This window comes from Corynebacterium stercoris (genome assembly GCF_024160105.1).
Taxonomy (GTDB): domain Bacteria; phylum Actinomycetota; class Actinomycetes; order Mycobacteriales; family Mycobacteriaceae; genus Corynebacterium; species Corynebacterium stercoris.
The window spans coordinates 1-1,440 of record NZ_JAMFTQ010000027.1 but is presented as its reverse complement, the minus strand read 5'-3'; the positions used below and the strand labels follow the sequence as shown (position 1 = coordinate 1,440).

Sequence of the window (1,440 nt, the reverse complement as noted above, 5' to 3'; positions counted from 1 at the left end):
GAGGGTGTCAGGAATTTTGTGTGTGAGGCTCTGATCTGAAGGAGTTTCACCGATAATGACTACGGTGTCACCGAAGAAAGGCCATGACCCGGCGAGGGTCAACGCGATCAGCGAGAAGCTGATGGAAAATCCTGAGCTGGCCAGCCTGATTAGCGAGCTGTCGACCTCTACTGATGATGCAAGTGACCTGGTCAAAGGCCTGTTGCAGGCATCGATCAACGCTGGTCTGCAGGCGGAGATGGATGCACATTTGGGCTACGGCTATGCCGACCGTGAGGCGAAGGCCCGGGTGGAAACTGCACGGGAGAGCAATCACCGCAACGGGTCGTACACCAAGACCGTTAATTCTGGGTACGGCGCGTTGGAAGTGACCATGCCGAGGGATCGTGCCGGCACGTTTGCTCCAAAGATGGTGCCCAAAGGCTCCCGTCGGCTCACAGAGCTCGACGACATGATTATCTCGCTGTACGCCGGTGGGATGACCGTGCGCGATATTCAGCACCATCTCGCCACCACCCTTGGGGTGGATATGAGCCCAGATACGATCAGCACCATTACCGATGCGGTCTTAGAAGAGGTCATGATCTGGCAAAACCGCCAGCTCGACGAGTTCTACCCAGTGATCTTCCTCGACGCGCTCCGCGTGAAAATCCGCGATGGCCACCGCGTGGTCAATAAGTCCTGCTACATGGCTGTGGGTGTGGACATGGACGGCATCAAGCACATCCTGGGATTGTGGATCGCTGACAATGAAGGCGCCGCATTCTGGGCATCAGTCTGCGCAGATCTGGCCAACCGTGGCGTCCAGGACGTGTTCATCGTCTGCTGCGACGGGCTCAAAGGCCTGCCGGAAGCCGTGGAGGCAACCTGGCCGGACTCGATGGTGCAGACCTGCATCGTGCACCTGATCCGAGCTGCGAACCGGTGGGTGTCATACCAGGACCGCAAACCCGTATCGAGTGCGCTTCGGGAGGTCTACACCGCACCGAACGAGGACACCGCCCGCGCCGCCCTGGATGCTTTCGAGGCCAGTGAACTGGGCCGTAAATACCCGCAATCGGTCAAAGTCTGGCGCGACGCCTGGGACCGGTTCGTGCCGTTTCTGCAGTTCCCGCCTGCGGCACGGCGGGTACTCTACACCACGAATTCGATCGAGTCGCTCAACGCTGAATTGCGTAAAGCCACCCGCAACCGCGGACAATTCCCGAACGATACTGCGGCGCTGAAAACGCTGTGGCTGATGATTTGCAGCATCGAGGACAAGCGCGCTGCCCAGCGAGCGAGGAAAGCAAAACGCGACATCGAATGCAACGGCTATATTGAAGGAGCGAAAGCCACCGGGTGGAAACAAGCCATCAACCAACTAGCCGTGGCTTACCCCGACCGATTCGCGGACTACTTGTAAACCAAGCCCCCGCACACAAAGAATCGGACACCCTC

1 protein-coding gene is annotated in these 1,440 nt (G+C 58.7%); it reads left to right on the top strand.

The features are described from left to right. The first annotated feature begins 55 nt into the window (after positions 1 to 55). A complete protein-coding gene (locus tag M5J20_RS11290; protein ID WP_253579624.1) occupies positions 56 to 1,405 on the top strand; it encodes an IS256 family transposase in 1,350 nt (449 codons plus the stop codon). Positions 1,406 to 1,440: the final 35 nt, after the last annotated feature.

What these genes read in the sequence shown, in the direction of transcription:
- M5J20_RS11290 (WP_253579624.1), top strand. Translation starts at nt 56, where the DNA reads ATGACTACGGTGTCACCGAAGAAAGGCCATGACCCGGCGAGGGTCAAC.